Raw genomic sequence first — 21,036 nt, forward strand, 5'->3', positions numbered from 1 at the left:
TATATAACAACCAGAAAACACATAACAGAAACCAATAAATAGGGCTTTTAAGTATCTCTCAACCGATTTAACCTTATTAGTTATATAGCCATTAAAAATCATCAAGAGTATTTAGTTAAGTGCACACTTAATTAAAAGTTTGTACCTCACTGAAAACTTGACATCAGCCGCATTGTATTTTTATACATGCGATTCTTCGTTATGTTTATTTTTAGGATATTAAATCGTTTTTCCGAAACCTTTTAAACCGACTTCAAAAACAAGCCAAGAAATTAATTTGAATGAGTATCACAGACTCTTCAACTTATTAAAGCCTAATCAAGTTTGTAACAACTGCATTTAACGCAGGTATTTCAATTTCTACAACACACAACAGTTACAGGAGATAATAATGAAGTTAAATAAAACGAGGCTCCTTTTGACCCTCGCTCTGTTTTCACAACCAACATTTGCATTTCATCACGCTGATGCACCAATGTTTGACCAAAAAGTCATTCACTTTGACGAAGTGTATGATTCTGCTCCAGCAGTAAGAATGGCTCAACCGGAAAGCTATATTTCTGTTATTAACCAACAAGGTAGCACGACGTCATTTGAAGCTAAATTAACTTCACTGACCATGGGCAAGGTAAAAATGGCCGATGGTAATATTTACAACCGTATCTTACTTCCTGATGGCGGTAGCCCTGCAGAACCTGGCCTGCCAAACCTTACTGGCTACCAGCAAATGGTTCGCATCCCTGATGGTGCTCAAGTGGATATCGTTGTAGAAGACATTGAATGGTCTGACACGTATAGCGAAATGATGGTCGATCCAGTCCAACTTCCATTACCAGACTCTGTTAATGAAGATGGTACACGTCCTGATCAAAATATGCCTTTCGTCAAAGATGAAGAAGCATATCAGATGGTCACTGATTCAGTTCCTTCACCTGTATCAGTCATTGAAACAATTCGTGTTCGTGGTAAGAGCTACGCAATAATTGACTACCGACCTATTGATTTCAATCCGATAAATGAAACTGTACGCTTTGCTAAAAAAGTACGTTTCCACATTAACTATGTTTTACCTGACAGTAAAACACAAAATCGCGAAGATAAATTAGATTTTGATGCACCTTCAAATTCAGTTATTGACCTTCGCCCAGAAGCCGAGCAAAAAGCCGATGCGGTTTTTACTCCAGCCCGTCAGGAAAATAACGAAGAACTGACAGCTGCTCAACAAGCCGACTATTTGATCATCACTGCAGATGCATTCAGAAATGCCATTGAACCACTAGCAGCATGGAAACGTAAGAAAGGTTACAACGTTCACGTAGCCACTATTACTGAAACGGGAAATACTCAAGAAAAAATTAAAGCATACATCAAAGATGCTTATGAAAATGGTCCTATGACATCGTATGTTTTACTTGTTGGCGACCATGAAAATGTTCCTGCTTACGAAATCCTTGGTCACAGTGCTCATGGTGGCAGAAACCATAAATGGCATACCGACTATGAATATACATTAGTTGATGGTTCAGATAAGTACGCAGACTTGGTGATTGGTCGTTTCCCTGGTGATGCAGAAGATCAAATTACCAACATGGTTAACCGTACACTGGCTTACGAGAAAAACCCTGTTGACTCTAATCGTTACAACCATGTTCTGCTAGCTGGTCAATTCCAGGACACTGATGATCGCAACCTTCAAGCTGACCGCTTATTCATGGAAGATCTACATCGTGTTGCTGACTTCCTTGGCCCGGACTACGACTTCTTTAACGGACCTGGTGACCTATTTAACAAAGGCTTCCAGATCCACACTGCTTTGCAGTGGGATGCCGACTTAAAGAAAGATTTGAAATATAAAGGACTTACACGCTTAAGTTACGGTACTGCCCGAATCATGCCACCAAGAACAGTACCTCAGGCATGGAAGGCTCAAGGCAATGGTGACCGTTTTGATATTGCCAATGCAATCAACCAAGGCGTTGGTTTTGTGATGCACCGTGACCACGGCTATGGAAACGGTAGTGGTTGGGCTGACCCTCACTTTGTTACGGAGCATGTTAATGCACTGACAAACGGTAACATGGCACCTGTAGTATTCAGCCTTAACTGTGCAACAGGCTGGTTTGATGGTAAAGACTCTTTTGCCGAATCCTGGATGCGTAATCCGAATGGTGGTGCAGTCGGTTTCACCGGTGCAGTCCGTGTAAGTTACTCAGGTTACAATGACATGATGCACGCAGGTATCATGGACAGCTTCTGGGATGATTACGACGGTACATGGTCAAGTGATGTCTACCCTGTTTCATGGCGTCCGGCTATGGCACTAAACCGTGCGAAAGAACGTTTATTCTCGTACTATGGTGTGCATGACAGTACAGCGATTAAAACATCCCGATTCTTTAACTGGTTCGGCGATCCGGAACTGGAACTTCGAACAGAACGCCCTAAAGAACTGACCGTCACTCATCCGGCTGAATTTGCAAGCAATGGCGAGTCTGCAACGTTTGACGTAGTTGTTCGTAACGGTGATGACCGTATCCAAAATGCCCGCGTTGCCCTGGTATCTGAATCTGGCGATTCATTCATCGCGACAACAAACGAAAACGGCGTCGCTCACTTTGAGCTAGAAAGCACTGAGGCAATGACTGTTACTGTTACAGAACACAATGCCAAAGCGTATGAAGGTCAAATCAAAGTCGAAGGCGAACAAAACGCACCTGTTGCACGTGTTGCCTCAGAAGTTACGGCTCCTGGCTACAAGTGGATTATCCTGGATGGCACTCAGTCAGAAATCCAAGAAGGTGCCAACGTACAGTATAAATGGGAGCAAATCGCAGGCCCTAAAGTACGTCTGGCCTATCCTGGCAACGACTACTCCTACGCATTTATGCCGTATTACAGCACAACGTTAAAGTTCCAACTAACAATTACTGATGAAAACGGCCAAACAAGCTCTGCGGTTCAAACAGTATATGTTAACGGTCTTTATGATGACGACAACAAAGCCCCTGTTGCGCACGCAGGTAGTGACAAAACTGCATCGTACTCTGAATGGGTTGCTCTAGATGCAACAAAATCATCAGATAATGACGGCGATATTGTCAGCTATAAGTGGACTCAAATTGCAGGCCCTGCTACCGAAATTGCGTACTCAGACGAAAGCTATGCTTACGCGCTGACACCACGTCATGACACTACGCTAAAGTTCCAAGTTACTGTGACAGATGACAAAGGCAAAACATCTTCTTCAACAAATACCATTGTTGTAAAAGGTCGTAGTTAATGTAGGAAACTTAAAATAATAAAAAGGGGGGCAAGATAATTTGCCCCCTTTCTTTTTGTCTTACTGTTCGATTTAGTAGTAGTAATACATGGTCAACTTGCCAAAAGCATCATATCCATTCCACTCTTGATAACCAAGTTCATTACGAAGTCCCCATTGTCGAGCAGGAGACCACTGCCAACCAATTGTTAGCTTACTATGATAGTCAACATCATCATCAAACAGCTTATAAGCCTGAGCGTTAATATGCATCTTATTATCACTATTAAGCTGCACAACAACACCAGCATCTATGCCAATAGCAGCATTGAGATCATCATTCGTGATTTTGCCTGTATTTGCTTCTCCAGAGAGCAGCATATAACTATGGAGTTGATTGGAGTCTCCCCAAGCTTTTCCGATTCCACCTCGTAAAAACCACCTTTCACTCCATTCATTATCATCAGGCTGGCGATCAAAACCTGTTCGCAGATTCCATGCAATACTGTTAAATATATTGTTATCTGGTGCCAGAGCGCTAACATCAACAAAGTATAACTTATTGAGCTTGGTGTCCCCCTCAGAATCCACGCTCAATTCAGTATTTAAAAAACTTATACTTGCACCCGGAACAAAACCACCGGAACGATCTAATAAATCATGATATGTGGCACGCCAGTTTATATTTAAATGGTCATTAGCAATTTTTTTTGAAGTAAATCCAATTCCTAAACGGCGAGAACCATGCGACTCAATTGGTGAAAAATCCGGTTCTGAAAGTGAAGAATATGGTGATTTGACCTTTAGTCTGCTTCTTTCTATCAATAACTTATTCAAGGTTTCAATTGCTGTATTTCGATCAAGGTTTGGGTCATCATAAAATCTGAAATTCAGCCACTCATAAGCCATCTCAAGAATTGCAGCACGCCTAATAGCATCATATTGCTCTAGGCTTTGTGTGTCTCCCCCCATCACTTCTGAGGCCACATTTAGTTCATCTTCATTTAGTTGACTGGCAAAATGTAACAGACGTGTACCGTATGAAGCTCGATAGCTCACATCACTAATTAATCCGTGATTATTTAATGCAATAATAGTGTCAGATGGTACAGCCGAATATTCGAAATCACTTACAAGATCAAGGTCTTCTCTTGCTAACTGTAATAGAGACAATAACTGATAAGAGCAATTTTCATCCATGTAAAAGTAATCAAAAACTGCCGGTTGTAGCTCCCACAAATGCAATATCACTTTTTCAACTTCGTCTTCAGATAATGCTAACGGAAACTCCCAAATATCCCTTGATTCCAGATCGTTATATTCCTTAACTTTCCGGTAATATGGCATAACACTGAAATAACCAGGATAACTGCCGGCAAATCCTTTGATTACAAATAGCGCAGCATTATCTGAACTGTCCGGATCTGCAGCAAAATTAACAGCATAAGCCACAAGTTCACTATTCTTGGTCTGATTGTGGGCATCAATTCTCAGTAAGGTATGCCCAAACATAGATTCAGGGTTATTTATAAATGCTGTCGGAAACACCATCGTCAAACCTTTTGGGTTAAGTGTTGACTTCCAGGTTTCCAAATCAGGACAAGTTGGCATTGTTTGATTGAGATGTAGCTTTTCGCGTAACCAGTTAAATCTAGCCGGATACATACATGCATACAGCTCAAACTCATCACTGTTAAATTTATCCAACGTTGCTTTTAATTCTGATAAGGGATCTTTTTTACCTTCAGGAGAGATGAAAAAGTCTGAACTATCTATTTGACTCTGCCAGCCAGATAAAATATTGGGGTGGTAATGCCCTAATTTCAACCAATAAGGATGTTGAGCAAGTTCATCATAATTCGAGCTTTCTGCTATTACATCTGTGGATAACAATGATGCAGAAATAATGACCAATGGTGAGATTAAATTCTTAAAGGTAGAGGGTATATGCATGGGTAACCATATATAGAAAAAGCGCCCCCACAATGAAGTGAGGACGCTTTATACAAAGAAACAGCTATATTAAGACAGTACGTAACCGGCTAGGCTAGCGTCATTTGCAATAACACCATTGATGTTATTTAGTACTTCGTCAGAAGTAACGTCTGTAGAAGTGAACACGTTCGCAAACTCAGACTGAACTACAGCTGCAAAGTGTGCTTTATCAGCTTCTTGAATACCCCATACTTCAGATAGAGTTGCTAGGCTGTCGCCTTCACCACGAGCCATATCACGTGCAAGTGTATCCATGTTAGCATCGATGTACATTGCTAGTTTTTCAGTTGAAGTAATTTCACCACTACCATCACAGCCAAGAGTACCAAATGTAATACCGAAAGTTTGGTTACCAGAAGTACCATTCAGAGTAGCGCCAAGAATCTTCATTGGCTTACCTTTCTGGCCTTCAAGTAGCATAGAACCCAGACCACAGCCAATGTCCTGATCAGCCATTGCATTACCAAACGGCAGAAGAGAAATAGCAGCCACTGCAAATAGTTTTTTCATTTTATTTCCTTAAACAACAATAATATAGCTAAGATATTTTTACTTATAGCGCAGAGTTCAATGTTACATTGAAACTGTTTTTATATTAGGCCAGTTAGTGAATCAGATTTCAATATACAAAGTAATTATTATATTCAAATGAGTGATTTTGAGTCATAATTTGCGTACGAAATCAACCTGTGATTATTTATTGAACTCACAAGGTGCTTTTTTGACCATTTTTAATTGTAAATTCACCTCTCGTTATGTTTTTTTAAAAACAAACTATAATTCTCAAGTGACTGCGGAGGATTATAGTCATCATATTTTCTCATTTTCCTCTTTACTTTGATGACATATTGTTGAGTTTCCCTGTAAGGAGGTATTCCCCGATACTTTCTCACATTCCCCTCTCCAGCATTATATGCAGCTAATGCAAGATCGATATTTCCCTGATATTTACCCAATAAACGAGAAATCATCGCAGTGCCGACTTTAATATTCTGCTCAGGAATGAATGGATCTATTTTCCAGTAGCGTGAATTCATATCCATCAGCTGCATTAACCCTTTAGCACCTTTATGACTGACAGCATTAGGGTTAAAGTTTGACTCAGTTTCAATTATCCCCAGAACCAATGAAAGTGGAACGTCATACTTACGTGTATACCGCAACGCCAAATCGTAAAATTTTGGCTTCTTAGGCATTTTAGTGTCTGTATACAACCCTCCTCGCCATTCCGTTGTTCCATCACTAAACAGTGATTGATTACTCGATTTCTGTCCACCAGCAATAAGATTCAACAATATACTATTATCCGGTGTAGCTTTCACAAAAGCGGGAAAGAACATCAGAGAGATAAAAAAATGCTTCCTCATTGGATGGGATTACCTTTGGCCGAAAACTGTCAAACGTAGCTGTAACACATCAGTAGCCACTGAGTGTAAAACAATCTATTGCCATGGTATAGAGGTCAAAAAAGCATCAGCCAAAGAAAGATGATCCCTCTACTTGAGGAATTAATGGTAGATATTTATCTTAATAAAGTTCTAGTTAAAGTCAAAAGACAGAGGAAAGCATCAAAATCTTTCTCATGACCTCTGTCAGCCTAATCTAAGTAATTGAAGGATAACGAATCTCTATTTTCGCTAATTTATTCTTAAACAACGTGAGTACAGCGTCGAAGCCAGGTTCCATAGTATAAGTAGTGCTGTTTACAAAATAACAACCGACAATGCGGTTTTCCGGGCGAAAAACAAGAACATAGTCGTTATGCTCCTGCATTACACAAAACTCATCCTCTCGATATTGTCTTTGCGGTCCTGAAAAGCAATGATTAAAGAAGTGAAGTAATTCATGAGCCTGAGGCGATTGAAACATTTGATCACCAATGGTGGCACCATTAGCGTCGGAGGCAATTACCCGATAAGGATGGACGCTGTATTTCATTATATCGAACAGTTTACGCCTTTGAGTTTGGGTTGGTTCCGCAGCAACATGCACTCTTCCCCTGGATTCATAGCGAATCACTCCAGTTGCCGCCATCAGGTTAACAATGGTGATTTCATCACAAGCACCGTGCATCTCTTGTGGAAGCAAAGCAGCAATGGCTCTGTGGTACTGACGTTTGTCCATATCTGATCGCTGCAAGTCCAACAAACGCCCATCCGGTAAAATATACCCTCCATCCTTAGTAAAACGAGTGATACCAAAGTGTGCAACAAGCTTATCCAACAACGCTTGATTATTCTTCTTTACTGCTCTATCCATACTGCATTTCTACTTATACAACTCCTAAGTATGGTTATCATCATTAAATAGGTAGTTGCAAAAAACAGCGACGAGGATCTCATTTGGATGGATAAGTGGTAGTATTTGTTGTGTAACTGTAGATCAGAAAAAACTCAGCAATCATAACTGTCCCATTCTTGTTCAAGAAATAATTTCCATTCAATAACCATCTTCTCAAAACCAGAAAAGCCCACTTCAACATAACTACTGTCATCGTCCTTTCCTTCAATTCAGATTTTGAACATACAACTCCCGTTTTTACTCGTTGTTAATATCGTATGCCAATGCACACCGATGGGCAGGGAAATATGTTTATTTGAAGTTATACCCTTTTAGGCGGTTGATGATACGGGCATAGGGTTCTTGTGAATTGATTTAGTCTGAGAGCACTAACGGCATCGGACTTCTAGCGTTGCCATAAGTTCACCTGGTAACTCAACAAAGAATTAAACTGTAGTCCATCATAGCCCTCACACAAGGAAGCAATTTTCAGATCGCTCTCTTTCTAGTGTTGCAACGTTCTTACCGTAGCTGTGTTTTGTCTTCGCGAGTCATGATCAGGCTCCCTTTATGAAAGGATTATATCAATAACAAGTATTGATGGTTACCATCACACAGATACTGTCTTATACCTGTTGCTTTTTTCAGACGAATGAGCTGATTTACACCATTGAACCGACGTTGTAGATTGCCATGAAGAGCGTGACTTTTAGTTTGGCTTCACAAATGTGCATCCATGCTCTAACCATGTAGCATACTGCTATCACTTAATTATCGGGCTTTACCTATTTCGAGGCTAAATTCAATTCCGATAATAATCGTACAACCTCATCCATCTTTTCGTAAACGGAAGGCTGTATAAGATCATATATCCTCCGACTATCTTGCAACTCCCGAACAGATGACATGAACTCCTCTTTATGTTTTTGTTTCTTTGGCGCAGTAGACTCCATCTTAACTTTCATTTCTCGGTATTTTTCCGACTTGCCATCCACTGAGTTCAAGAACTCTAGCGATAAAAAATAATCATATGAGTCATAAATCTCAGCCATCAAAATTCCGACCGTTTTAATCTTCTCCTTATCTACATCACTACAAGATTCGCATCTTAAAAGCGAACCATTTTTTAACAGTTCAATCTCTCCAGCCTTTAAAAGAGAGAGAATCAAATGCAATACTTTTTGTTTAGTTAACATATCTGCTCTCAATATTAAAATTTATTGTCATAGAAAATCCAACGGACATCATCTGTATCAGCAAAGCTCTTAAAGTCATTATACTGCGGTCCAGACAATGCTGTACCCTCTGGTTTAATATCAAAAATAGTCTTTGTCCCTGTGTGGTAGAAATCCGGTATACGGTACTCGTAAGGAGCCCCTGTTACTGAACTAATATACTGGCTTTGACCATATAAACGTTGATTTACACTTAGATCTTTAACATTAAGTTGACGAACTCGATTAGAAACAGAACTGGGAATAATAGTCCCCTGTAACTTAGTATCTAAAACTTGGAAATCAACATCTGCTGCATAATGATTTCTTCGCCAGATAGCCAATGTAGAAAGTAGCGCTTCTGTCTGAGCTGCCTCTGTTACAAGCTGACCATCTGAATTTGTCTTTAGTCCAAGTTTTCTTCGAATTGCCTTTGTTGTGGCAATTTTAACTTGTTCTTCTGTCAGGTTAGTCGCGTCAAAACGCTGCTTTCCTGTCCAAGTAGAAACAAAGTCTAACGCAGTAGTGCTGTTTGGAACAACCTCATCAACACTATCTGCCAAATCTCGCACCATGTTTGAAGACTTAGCTAGTTGAATACCCTCTGAACATGCACCTTTTGTGAAGTTAGCAGCACCTGTCGGAATAAAAATGGACGCATAACGCTCGAGCCCTGCCACTTCTTCATAAGCTTCCATATCTGCACGATCGATAGGGTCTGCTCGAAGGAAAGGAATAGAGCTTGTTTCTCCATATACAATGCCAAAAGTAGCATCGCTAATCATTGTTTTTACGAAACCTTTACTAGCCCATCCTTTGATAGGATCCATAGTTCCAAATTCATTAATAGCTACTCTTTTATTAAGCGCACTAAAGGATGAAACCTTATCTTCCTTACAACTCAACCCCAACGGATCGACCCATTGCACCAGATTAGGTGCATACTGGTACGGATTAATACCACCAAGCAGACCAATCGGGTCTTGGTGAATAAACCTCCCTGTTTCCGGATCGTAGTAACGGAATCGGTTATAATGTAGCCCGGTTTCTTCATCATGGTACTGGCCCTGAAATCGCAGTGGATTATTGACGCTAGCAACGTATTGACTTGCCTTTCCGTAAGCAGAATACTCTGCCCGCCAAGCTGTGTACCCTTGTGAGTCAGTTAGTTGAAGTGGTGTTCCGAGATGATCGAGGTGGTAATAATAAACCAGCCCCTGTTTGATTAAGGCAACGGGCCTGAAGCTGTCTGGCTCATAGATATACCAGGTAAATTCACCGTTGCAGTGTTCACCTATGAGCTGCTCACCATCCCACAGGTAATCCGTACACTGCTGTCCGGTGATTTTCGCGCTTCGCCGACCTAAGGCATCATACTGATATTGGGTATACTTGCCGCCAACCTTGACGCTAGTGAGCTGGTTTAAACCATTAAACTGACGCTGCTCGTGGCCGGTTTGGCGATAAACACGGGACTGGTTACCATACGCATCATAGCTGAACTGGCTTTCCTGCCACTTCAACAACCTATCAGCTTCAATCTGAATATCTTCACCGCACGGGTTACCGAAACTATCCGGGGTAAACGGCACATCATTATTTGATTGTGTGCACTGAATTAGCTGTTTCAGTTCATCAAACTGATAGCGAGTATCACCCAACTGGTTGTCTTTAATGCCTACCAGTTGATCGGCCTGATCATACTGATAAACACGCTGCTGCAATCCATCAGTTTGTTGCCAGTTTTGTTCAACTAATAACCCTTTGCTATTGAAGGTCTGCGCCAGCGAAACACTATTGCCATAATTTCGATGCTTTTCTCTATTGCTTTTATCAAAATGGCGACTTAGTAACTGTTGCTGTTGCCAACAAATTTCGGTCAGTAATCCAGTTTCACTGTATCGATAATCTATCTGACTACCGTCGGGCAGTTGAGTGAGAACCCGCCTTCCTGTTGAATCATACTCATGTTTTGTCAGCCAGTTGTCCTGCCAAATTTCTGCTGGCTTTCCACACTCATAGCAGAAGATACTGACTTTACGCTCAGCATTATTAGCATGAACAAGGCGGCCCACCTTGTCATAATGGTAGTGATTAGAAAATGGAATACCTGACGCTGTTGCGCTTAACTGCTCAATAACCCGGCCGCTATGATCCCGTATCAGCTTAACAAAACGTTCGCCTTGTTCGGTAAGACAAACCAGACGACCCTGCCCGTCATACTGATACTCCTGAACACGACCATCAAAACCGACTGTTTTGGTTATTCGTTCTTCAGCATCATACTCAAGCCTATAAGTGACGCCGTCACTGCGTTCAATTCTAGTCAGATTCCGCTCTTTGTCATAACGAAATGCCAGCCAACTTCCGTCAGGCCGAGTTTGTTTTACCGGCTGAGCTAGGCCCTGATAAGTTAAGGAGGTAGTGCGACCCAGCGGGTCAGTTGAGGCAATCAGCCTTGCGGCTTGATCGTATTCAAGATGCCATGAACGGCTATTGGAGAGGGGCTAATTTACGAAAATTTGTAAAATGGCAAGACCATTATCTTGCCAAAAACATTAGTCACTGGATGTATTAACCCCAAGTATGCTCATCTGTTACAGGTATTTACCTGTCACCAGCCACTGTGGGATATAGTCGGACTCGACTGGCACTGTCCAACCCTTATTCATGTATGCCAATGCCAAAACCGCTACAAGTTCTAAGGATATCCAACCTTCTGGATCGCTCGCATCATTTGACCACCAATCTTCATGCGACTTCAGGGCTTCATCGAGTTTTTCGGCAAACTCTTCTTGTTCATCTGACAAAAAACACCGATACAATGCCAACAACGGCACTCGCGTATTCAAGATATAATCGGCCCGTTCCGGATGCATACCTTCCGGGTCGGTAGCTTCCATCGCCTTAACCAGTAACAAACCAATATCAGCTTCCGGCGAGAAAAGGCCCTTTATAAAATCAACAAATGTAAAGTCGGTTTCATCTGAATGGACATGGGCATCTGCCATCCAACGAGTAGGAATGCCGCACAGTATCCGTAACGCTTCATTATTGCGTAAGATAATGGCCAAGTGGAGTAAATTAAGCCACTGGTCTGGATCCCTGGATGCTCTAGTGCTTTTTTGCTGTAAGGGTAAGTGGTTCCCAAATAGGTCACCTCGTAATCGACGGGCAACTCGAAGGCACTGATAAAGTGTGCGACTCCCAGTTCCAGAGCTAGCTGGAAGTATTGCACCGTCAGCTCGTCACGCTCGCCTAAACCATCAGCAGCAATTGCAGTATTGAGCACATTGTTAAACTCAGTCAACAAATCAGGGCGCGTAACTAATGATGAAAGTAAAAAATCTCGCTTTTCTTCGTGGCGAGTTATTCTTCGTCCAACTAAATCGGGAAACTTAATCTCTTTACGTACTCGTTTATTCATGTTTGTACCTGATTTTTATATTTTGATATCTGTACAAATGGCTTCAGGTTATCACCTTCTACCTTCTGTACGACCCAGCAGGTCAGTTAATCAGTTAAGATGTGTAGGATATGCGGCACAAGCTAAAAAGCCGTTTAGAACGATGATTATCGTGCAGAAGTGTTCTTTGGCTAGTTATTCCGCAAAGTAACCTCCCGGCCTGATTTGCGGACTGATATCCAGTTTTAGGCGTTGTAAGAAAAAAGGCCTAAAACTGGAATGAATTATATTCAGTCAAATTGAGGACGTAACTTCTCTCTCATTTCTAACATATTCCCTGGTGTAATCGCCCAACGTTTCGCGTCATCAAATTCAAAATCAATTTTAAAACGCTTGGTTTCAAATTCCATTTGAAATAGAAGTTGTTTGAATTTATGACCACATTCAGCATAAACCAGCTATCTAAGCTCCAAAAGAGTATTACCTAAAAGAACAGGTGAATCTTCAATTTTGCTGTTGCTGGCCTTATTGCATCACCATTATATAAATAACCTGAATTTGACACATGCCCTTCATCAAACTCAAATACAAAAGCTAATTCAGTCCAAGGATTCTCCTTCACTTTTTTACACTCTAAAAACAATAATACTATGTTAATGAGTTTCTCATTAGGTATATTCATCATTAAATCCTATACTCTTTCATATCTTTTTCCTTTACCCGTTCAAATAATTCGCCGGATTGATTCATAAAGAGATATTCTTTGAATCTACATGACTTTTTCGATTTCCATTTCCAACACTTCTTCAAAAGGTAAAAAACCCGGTCATGACATCAAAGCGTGGATGAAGGGTCTAAAATGTAAGTTTTAGTTCTTTTCCTATGGCCAAAACTGACAATCAATGCCGCTTCTATAAGAAACCAGATTTTGTCTATAAACATAGTATCGGCTCTGGCGGCCATCCTCACTTTCGGTGCACTGACTGTAAGAAAACCTTCCAACTTGACTATACCTACACTGCCCATAAAGAAGGCATTAAAGGCGATGAATGGTTACGGTGTAAGGGATACCAGTAACAGGTTTTACTTAACCCGTAATGCACCACTTTTAACGTACTCGGCTTACCTTCTCCGTCCTTACAACTCAGGCCTATCGGATCCTGGTGAATAAACCGCCCTGAATCCGGATCGTAATAACAGAAGCGGTTATAGTGCAGGCAGGTCTCTTGATCGAAGTACTGGCCCTGAAAGCGCAACGGGTTACTGAAAGTTTCGACGTTTAACGTAACAGCACCAAACGTTTGGTATTGCGCATCCCATACTACAGCACCGCTTCTATCCGTGAGCTTGAGCGGTGTACCGAGATGAACGAGATGGTAATGGTAAATTTGCCCTTGCTTAATTAACGTAACCGGCTCATAAAGGTACCAGGTATATTCTCCGTTACAGTGCTCGCCGATGAGCTGTTCGCCATCCCACAGTAATCGGTTCGCCCGCCCTCGGTGATCTTGGCGCTTCGGCGTCCGAGGGCATCGTACTGGTACTGGTTATATCTGCCGCCGGATTTGACACTGGTCAGCTGATTAAGCCCGTTGTACTGGCGCTGCTGGTAGCCTGCCGGGCTCTGCATCCGTACCTGATTGCCGAATATATCGTAACTGTAGCGGTTGCCTTGAAAACTCAGTAAGCTGTCATCGCTGACGTCGGTATCTTCCCCTTCGGGGTTACCGAAACTATCAAAAGAAAATGCTTCTTCACCCGTGGGAAGCTTTGAAAGGCTTAGCTGCTCAAGCGGATCAAATTGATACTCGCTGGTTCCCTGCTCGCTATCCTGGATCCCGACCAACTGGTTGCCGTCATTGTATTGGTAACAACGCCGGTGCGGCTATAGCAGTGGAATCAATTCTATATCGAACTATTGAGCAACACTTTTCTATAACAAAATAACTTAATCATTCAAATCGTATAATTGATTTATAAAATCACTAAAAGAGGAGGAAACTTTAACAATGCTTTCGGGCAGTTTGTTATTTTGTTCACTAAAATCTACAGTATCTTCAACCTCATGATCCTTATAATAAATATAATTTTCAGAATCTGAGCGCGTTGAAATTAAGAAATAGTTCCCTTCAGGAGTATCTGCAAATGGGATTAAACCATCAGGAATGATATCACCAATTAACTCCATACATACCTGAATATCCTCAGAACCAGTTCCCAATCCATAAAAATAACCTATGGACGCGCCGGAGATATTGATTTTGTCACCGTCAAAATCAATCGTATCCTCTTGAGGCTCCCCTCCATTAAATTGCAGCAGAAAATCACGGTAGTCCTTGGGCAACCTTGTTTTAAGTTTTTTTTCTAAACTATCAAGTTCAAATTCTGACAGTTTTGGTCCGACATCATTCATCGTCTTCAGCATACATTAATCCCTTGATATAGAAGCGCCACCCTTATGGGTGAAAATAGCGTGAACATTCTTATCAACTAGCTGTAGCTTTTCTCCCTCTTGAACATGGTGCCATGTATAGCCCCGTGGGCTTTTATCAGGAAAACTACCTTCTCGCTCACCTTTAACTCTCTTTATTATACCGTACTCACTATCAACATAACCAGAGCCGTTTTCTTCTTCAAGCTGTTCCCATGCCTTTGAAAAATCACCTATTTCAGGTGGTTCAATATGTTTTTCAGCTAAACCTGTCATGCTTGCAATCTGTACTTCTTCAAACATGTAATTAGTAAAATCCGGGTACCTATCTCCATCAGGAGGGCCTGGTTTATATGGAATCTCAACAAACTGTTTTCCACTTTGTGATGTCATCAACTGATAAACACGCTGCTGCAATCCGTCAATTTGTTGCCAGTTTTGTTCAACCAATAATCCCTTGCTATTGAAGGCCTACACCAGAGAAATACCATTGCCATAGTGACGATGACTTTCTCTGTTACTGTTATCAAAACGGCGACTTAGTAACTGCTGCTGTTGCCAATAAATCCCGGTCAGTAATCCAGTTTCACTGTATCGGTAATCAATCTGACTACCGTCGGGCAGTTGTGTAATAACCCACCTTCCTGCTGAATCATACTTATGTTTTGTCTGCCAATTGTCCTGCCAGATTTCTGCTGGCTTTCCACTCGCATGATAAATCCCATCGAATTACGCAACAAAGCCCATCTACTGTAATCCTATGCGGAGACAAATTGTTTGGAACTACATACAGAAACGTCGACACCCTATAAGATTTGGTAATGACATCAAAGCGTGGATGAAGGGTCTACAATATAAGTTTTAGGGGCTTACTCTATGCCTAAAACTGACGTTCAATGCCGCTTCTGTAAGAAACCCGATTTTGTCTATAAACATGGTATCGGCTCTGGCGGCCATCCACGCTTTCGGTGTACTGACTGCAAGAAAACCTTCCAACTCGACTACACCTACACCGCTCATAAAGAAGGCATCAAAGAGCAAGTTGTGAAGATGGCAATGAACGGTTCTGGTGTAAGAGATACCAGCAGAGTGCTGGGTATTGGGCTTAATACCCAGCACTTTAAAAAACTCAAACCAAAGCAAATAACTCATATTCCGTTCAATAATATTCAGCTAATCTGTGAAGTGGACGAACAATGGTCATTCGTGGGAAAAAAGAGTAACCAGCGTTGGTTATGGTACGCTTGGGAGCCCCGATTTAAACGAGTTATCGCTTACGTTTTTGGTCGCCGCACATCCGCTACGTTACTAAAGCTATTGGTATTACTGAAACCATTTAAAGTTCGATTTTTCTGTACAGATAACTTTTCTCCGTATGAGTCTTACTTGCCAGAATCGAAACACATTACCGAAAAGGCTTACACGCAAAGAATAAAGCGACAAAACCTCACCCTAAGAACACGGCTCAAGCGACTCATGCGTAAAACAATCTGTTTTTCAAAATCAGAAGAAATGCATGACAAAGTCATCGGTACTTTTATTGAAAGGTACTACTTCAACGCTTTGGAATCATGACTTTTTTTATTGTAAATCTGCCAGAGATTGCAGACTCATTGGCGTCTCGAATTAATGATGATTTTCAGGTGCTAAAGCCTGCATCTTCAAATTGATTGAGTATAATGCTAAATTACTTGGGCTCCGAAACCATCTATGAGAAGTTCGCTCAAAGAAGCAGAGATATATTCGGCATCATCTACATCCAAATCACCAAAACCAACTTTATAAAGGCCGTATCCTTTATTTCCAGTCATAATAATTAAAGCAGACCCTCCTTCATCATCACCAATTGCTAAAGAGTTTGGAATATAATCTTGAACCATATATTCCTCATTCATTTCAATACAACCTGATGGACTCCAAATCCTAAAATAATTTCCACCATCTACAAATATTTCCACTTCAGTCATTTCACCGACTACACTTAAGTAATCAGCTGGAATATCTATAGCACTGAACCTCTTTAACATCTGCAATTCATTTTCATTTGCAGCAGGTTCATTCGCATCAATTCTAAAGCATGGATTTATTCTATCTAATATACTCATTATGAATCCTTTAATAATCTATTTTCTGATAAGGAATTTTTAGTTTATCCAACATTTTATACTGCTGCTGAAGTACTTTTTCTATGGTTTTCTTTTTAAAACCCGCAGCTCTCATATCATCAACAATGAATTGCAGTTCATCTTGTAAACTTGAACTCCACTTACCTTCACCAGCTTTTATCCTCGCATCTCTTCTCGCATTCTGTCGTTTGCTTATTTCTGTATGCGGAAAACCTTTACCTGTTTCAATTGTAATAGACGGTGCTAAACTCGCATCATAGTCATATTCAGAAATATTCTCTTTTGCCCACTGTTGCTGCAGGCCATGATGAGACTGTAATCTTCCGCCATTAGGTCCTCGACCTTTAGGTTTTGGTAACGAATCTTTATGTGTTCTATTAAAATACACATAATTAGTTTCAGCTGCATCTATATTCCCTCCGGCATCAAGACTATCAGGTTTGCCCTGACTGAGCCATTCCTCATAGCTTCCGTCTCCACCGTTTGCGAGCCAAGTACGGTACTTAATATCATCTTGGAGATTATCGGCAAACCATGTTTCCCCACCAGGTGCTACTGCCTTGAACAACAGCTCACTGCTGTATTTACTGTATACCGTTCCATCTGCTGCTTGGTATTGTTCTAACTCGCCTCCAACTGATGAACTGTAAAACAGCGCAGAAAGTGCAGTTGTTAATCGACCTAGAGCTGGTGCTAACTCGGCTAATAATGACCTTTCAGTTATGTAAAGCGCATCATTTGCTGCAGCTTGCGTAGCTAATTTGGTTACATTGTTGCTTAGTACATTTAATGTTGGCCTGTAAGGGACAGCTCTGGCAGCCGTAGCTAAGGCTGCCCCCCCTTCCTTACAACTCAACCCCAGCGGATCAATCCATTGCACAGGATTAGGCGCATACTGGTAGTGGTTGAGACCACCGAGCAGGCCTATCGGATCCTGATGGATGAAGCGGCCGGAATCCGGGTCGTAATAACGGAAGCGGTTATAGTGCAGGCCGGTCTCTTCATCGAAGTACTGGCCCTGAAATCGCAGTGGATTATTAATAGTGGCAACGCGCAGGTTTGCCTTTCCATAAGCAGAATACTCCGCTTGCCAAACGACGTTCCCTTGTGAATCTGTTAGTTGAAGTGGTGTTCCGAGATGATCAAGGTGGTAATAATAAACCAATCCTTTTTTGATTAAGACAACGGGCCTGAAGCCGTCTGGCTCGTAGATATACCAGGTAAACTCACCGTTGCAGTGTTCACCAATGAGCTGATCACCATCCCACAAGTAATCCGTACACTGATGTCCGGTGATTTTCGTACTTCGACGACCTAAAGCATCATACTGATACTGGGTATACTTGCCGCCAACCTTGACGCCGGTAAGCTGGTTTAAACCGTTAAACTGGCGCTGCTCATGGCCGCTTGGTCGATAAACACGGGATTGGTTACCATACGCATCATAGCTGAACTGGCTTTCCTGCCACTTCAATAACCTGTCGGCTTCTATCTGAATATCTTCACCGCATGGGTTACCGAAGCTGTCCGGGGTAAACGGCACATCATTATTGAGTTGTGTGCACTGAATTAGCTGTTTCAGTTCATCAAACTGATAGCGAGTATCACCCAACTCGCTGTCTTTAATGCCAACCAGTTGATCTGCCTGGTCATACTGATAAACACGCTGCTGCAATCCGTCAGTTTGTTGCCAGCTTTGTTCAACCAATAACCCCTTGCTATTGAAGGCCTGCACTTGAGAAACACCATTGCCATAATGTCGTTGGTTTTCTCTGTTGCTGTTATCAAAATGACGACTTAGTAACTGTTGCTGTTGCCAATAAATCCCAGACAGTAATCCAGTTTCACTGTATCGGTAATCTATCTGACTGCCATCGGGCAGTTGAGTAAGAACCCGCCTACCTACTGAATCATACTCATGTTTTATCGGCCAGTTATCCTGCCAGATTTCTGCTGGCTTTCCACTCGTATGGTAAAGGAAACTGACTTTACGCTCAGCATTATTGGCATGAACAAGGCGGCCAGCTTTGTCGTATTGGTAGTGATTAGAAAAAGGAATGCCTGATGCAGTTGCACTTAACTGCTCAATAACCCGGCCACTATGATCCCGTATCAGCTTAACGAAACGTTCGCCTTGTTCGGCAAGACAAGCCAGACGGCCCTGTCCGTCATACTGATATTCCTGTACACGACCATCAAAACCGACTGTTTTGGTTATCCGTTCTTCACCATCATACTCAAGCCTATAAGTGACGCCGTCACTGCGTTCAATTCCAGTCAGATTCCGCTCTTTGTCATAACAAAATGCCAGCCAGCTTCCGTCAGGCCGGGTTTGTTTTACCGGCTGAGCTAAGCCCTGATAAGTTAAGGAGGTAGTGCGACCCAGCGGGTCAGTTGAGGCAATCAGCCTTGCGGCTTGATCGTATTCAAGATGCCATGAACGGCTATTGGAGGGCATGTCATGCTGATATTCAATAACTTCTGTGACTAAACCCGCTGTATTACGGCGATACTGAATAACCCAACCATCAGGATTGATAATTCCGTTCAGCTCACCAAGTTCATCATAGCTGTAACGGGTAACGGCATCTCTGTCTTTAGCGGCAACCAGGCGCCCCTGTTTATCCCACCAGTACTGAAGCACCTGACCGTCAGACGATGTTACAGTTGTAATTCTGCCATGATGATCATATTGATACGTTTTCACTATTCCATCGGGGCTTTGCTGACTAAGCAAACGACCAAAACTATTGTAGTCATTTACCCACTCCCGGTTTTCGCCATCTATGATTCGGGCAATTTGCCCTAAACGGTTATAGTGGTATTTGGTTCTACTCTTATCCGGAGCTTGAATTTCACACAGCTGACCGAAATCATTATAGCGATAATAAGTTGCGGTACCGTCAGGTGTGATTTCAGCAGTTTTCAGGCCATGGTGGTCATATTCATAACACCATACATTTCCCAATGGCGAGACTTTTTGCAGCAGCTTTCCCTTTGCATTGTGGATATAACGCCAACGGTTACCCAGGCTGTCTGTACTAATTGCAGCATGATTTTCTTTGTCGTATTCAAACTGATATTGATAGCAATCATCATCACCCCACTGAGCGATACAGCAAGCTTCATCCCTCTTGCCCTGCCATTTAAAATAATGACTAAAACCAGAAGGTCGTGTTCGCTGAATCAAAAGGTGACCGTTGTAACGGTATAATTCTTCCTGCTGTTGTCGGTTACTGGCCTTTATTAAGTCGCCATGCGCATCATATTCATACGAAGCCAAAACCACAGGCTCATCTGATTCATTAACCTGAGCCTGAACTTCAACCAAATATCCACCAGCATCATAACGAAACGTAAGTTCCCGTCCCGTATTGGATTTCAATCGAATAGGCCGGCCGGCACAGGAATACTCAAAACGAAAGTTAAGAGTTTCATTGACTCTTAACTTATCGAGCACCCAGCGTTCACGGTGACTAACAAAACGAAGTTGACGACCATCATTTAAAGTCAATAGGTAATAGCCATGTCGGTCATGCAATAACGATGCACCGGCGGTTAGCTGATAACTAATAGCTCCCGGTGCAACATCATCAAATAACAGCGTCCGACCTTCCTGATCAATAAATCGCCATTGATAACTGCCATCCTCCAATGCAGGATCTTTTTTTAACTCAAAATGGAAGTTACTACGCCAGCCATACCCTAAACCGACATTCTGAGAACTGAGTCCCGAACGATACAGGCGTTGCCAGTTGATTTCGGTATCCCCTGAAACACTCTTATCCGATAAGCTAATATCAATAAGCTTAAGAATTTCCTCCCCTGTCACCATAGATACAGGATCTCCAGCACAGGTCATTTCGTCAATTGAAACAGAAACGGCCTCAGTATTTACGCTATCCTCACCGACTTCCTCAACTTCAAATTCACCACCATGGGTTCGGGCTTCATTCTGTAATGATGAGTTATTAACTTCCGTCTTCGATTCGGGGATAGTTACAGGATCTATAACTGGCAACTCGTAAGCATGTAACCGCCCTTCAAACAATGCTTTAGCCAATAACTCTTTTGCATCAGAGCTAACTATCGACCCGACAGACCTAGCTCCGATTTCTGCACAATGATCGAACATACCCAGTACAGCCAGCAAATCAGCACCCGGCCGCTGCATCACACCCGTGAATTTTTCGATCAAAAGTCGAGCCAGTTGTATCGTCGAAAATTCAGACGCCGATGTACTGACATTCTTTGTTTTGACCGTACTGAATTGATAGGCTTTGCCATCATTGGCTTTAAGCTGCAGTTGTTTGATTCCTTCCATA

At 41.9% G+C, this 21,036-nt stretch carries 16 protein-coding genes and 2 pseudogenes; 3 read left to right on the forward strand and 15 right to left on the reverse strand.

Annotation, left to right across the window (positions count from 1 at the left end):
• Positions 1 to 391 precede the first annotated feature (391 nt).
• The gene (locus C942_RS16820; protein WP_007467902.1) at positions 392 to 3,280 is read left to right on the forward strand and encodes a C25 family cysteine peptidase; all 2,889 of its coding nucleotides are present in this window, start codon (positions 392 to 394) and stop codon (positions 3,278 to 3,280) included.
• 72 nt (positions 3,281 to 3,352) lie between these two features.
• Here the strand turns inward: C942_RS16820 and C942_RS16825 are convergent, their stop codons facing one another.
• From C942_RS16825 to C942_RS16865, 9 genes are all read right to left on the reverse strand, one after another.
• Positions 3,353 to 5,212: an Lnb N-terminal periplasmic domain-containing protein gene (locus tag C942_RS16825; RefSeq protein WP_007467904.1), complete on the reverse strand. Its 1,860-nt coding sequence runs from the start codon at positions 5,210 to 5,212 to the stop codon at positions 3,353 to 3,355.
• Positions 5,213 to 5,281: 69 nt separating this feature from the next.
• Entirely contained in the window at positions 5,282 to 5,764 is a 483-nt protein-coding gene (locus C942_RS16830) for a DUF3015 family protein (RefSeq protein WP_007467906.1), read from the reverse strand.
• Between the two features lie 233 nt (positions 5,765 to 5,997).
• Positions 5,998 to 6,621, reverse strand: a complete 624-nt coding sequence (locus C942_RS16835) for a lytic transglycosylase domain-containing protein (RefSeq protein ID WP_051035848.1) — start codon at positions 6,619 to 6,621, stop codon at positions 5,998 to 6,000.
• A 235-nt stretch (positions 6,622 to 6,856) separates the two neighbouring features.
• Complete coding sequence (locus C942_RS16840; protein ID WP_007467907.1) at positions 6,857 to 7,513, reverse strand: hypothetical protein; 657 nt, start codon at positions 7,511 to 7,513, stop codon at positions 6,857 to 6,859.
• A gap of 806 nt (positions 7,514 to 8,319) precedes the next feature.
• Positions 8,320 to 8,730 (reverse strand): hypothetical protein, encoded by a 411-nt coding sequence (locus tag C942_RS16845; RefSeq protein WP_036800701.1) that lies wholly within the window; start codon positions 8,728 to 8,730, stop codon positions 8,320 to 8,322.
• A 14-nt stretch (positions 8,731 to 8,744) separates the two neighbouring features.
• Positions 8,745 to 10,823 (reverse strand): RHS repeat domain-containing protein, encoded by a 2,079-nt coding sequence (locus C942_RS24435; RefSeq protein WP_007467909.1) that lies wholly within the window; start codon positions 10,821 to 10,823, stop codon positions 8,745 to 8,747.
• 522 nt (positions 10,824 to 11,345) lie between these two features.
• Positions 11,346 to 11,816, reverse strand: coding sequence for an immunity 49 family protein (locus C942_RS16855; RefSeq protein ID WP_232428190.1), 471 nt, complete (start codon positions 11,814 to 11,816; stop codon positions 11,346 to 11,348).
• A complete protein-coding gene (locus C942_RS25760) occupies positions 11,702 to 12,175 on the reverse strand; it encodes a hypothetical protein (RefSeq protein ID WP_036800703.1) in 474 nt (157 codons plus the stop codon). Before C942_RS25760 ends, C942_RS16855 begins: the two co-directional genes overlap by 115 nt.
• A 463-nt stretch (positions 12,176 to 12,638) precedes the next feature.
• On the reverse strand, positions 12,639 to 12,839 hold the full coding sequence (locus C942_RS16865; RefSeq protein WP_036800706.1) for a hypothetical protein: 201 nt from the start codon (positions 12,837 to 12,839) through the stop codon (positions 12,639 to 12,641).
• 197 nt (positions 12,840 to 13,036) lie between these two features.
• On the opposite strand from C942_RS16865, the pseudogene C942_RS25800 reads away from it, so the two are divergent.
• Positions 13,037 to 13,229: pseudogene (locus C942_RS25800) on the forward strand (IS1 family transposase); the annotation flags it as partial.
• 79 nt (positions 13,230 to 13,308) lie between these two features.
• On the opposite strand, the pseudogene C942_RS25765 reads toward C942_RS25800, so the two are convergent.
• From C942_RS25765 to C942_RS16885, 4 genes and pseudogenes are all read right to left on the reverse strand, one after another.
• Positions 13,309 to 13,635, reverse strand: a pseudogene (locus tag C942_RS25765) (RHS repeat domain-containing protein); the annotation flags it as partial.
• Positions 13,557 to 14,000, reverse strand: a complete 444-nt coding sequence (locus C942_RS16875) for a Rhs family protein (RefSeq protein WP_007467919.1) — start codon at positions 13,998 to 14,000, stop codon at positions 13,557 to 13,559. The gene C942_RS16875 and the pseudogene C942_RS25765, both read right to left, overlap by 79 nt.
• Positions 14,001 to 14,102: 102 nt before the next feature.
• Positions 14,103 to 14,579, reverse strand: a complete 477-nt coding sequence (locus C942_RS16880; protein ID WP_007467921.1) for an SMI1/KNR4 family protein — start codon at positions 14,577 to 14,579, stop codon at positions 14,103 to 14,105.
• Positions 14,580 to 14,582: 3 nt separating this feature from the next.
• The gene (locus C942_RS16885; RefSeq protein WP_007467923.1) at positions 14,583 to 15,035 is read right to left on the reverse strand and encodes an HNH endonuclease signature motif containing protein; all 453 of its coding nucleotides are present in this window, start codon (positions 15,033 to 15,035) and stop codon (positions 14,583 to 14,585) included.
• Between the two features lie 426 nt (positions 15,036 to 15,461).
• On the opposite strand from C942_RS16885, the gene C942_RS24750 reads away from it, so the two are divergent.
• Positions 15,462 to 16,160 (forward strand): IS1 family transposase, encoded by a 699-nt coding sequence (locus C942_RS24750; RefSeq protein ID WP_007467928.1) that lies wholly within the window; start codon positions 15,462 to 15,464, stop codon positions 16,158 to 16,160.
• Positions 16,161 to 16,267: 107 nt separating this feature from the next.
• Here C942_RS24750 and C942_RS16895 read toward each other — a convergent pair whose 3' ends face one another.
• Both C942_RS16895 and C942_RS16900 read right to left on the reverse strand, forming a co-directional pair.
• Positions 16,268 to 16,690 (reverse strand): SMI1 / KNR4, encoded by a 423-nt coding sequence (locus C942_RS16895; RefSeq protein WP_036800711.1) that lies wholly within the window; start codon positions 16,688 to 16,690, stop codon positions 16,268 to 16,270.
• A 10-nt stretch (positions 16,691 to 16,700) separates the two neighbouring features.
• Complete coding sequence (locus tag C942_RS16900) at positions 16,701 to 21,035, reverse strand: RHS repeat-associated core domain-containing protein (protein ID WP_007467933.1); 4,335 nt, start codon at positions 21,033 to 21,035, stop codon at positions 16,701 to 16,703.
• Between the last annotated feature and the right edge of the window lies 1 nt (position 21,036).

Origin of the sequence: Photobacterium marinum (assembly GCF_000331515.1) — a bacterium.
Lineage (GTDB): Bacteria > Pseudomonadota > Gammaproteobacteria > Enterobacterales > Vibrionaceae > Photobacterium > Photobacterium marinum.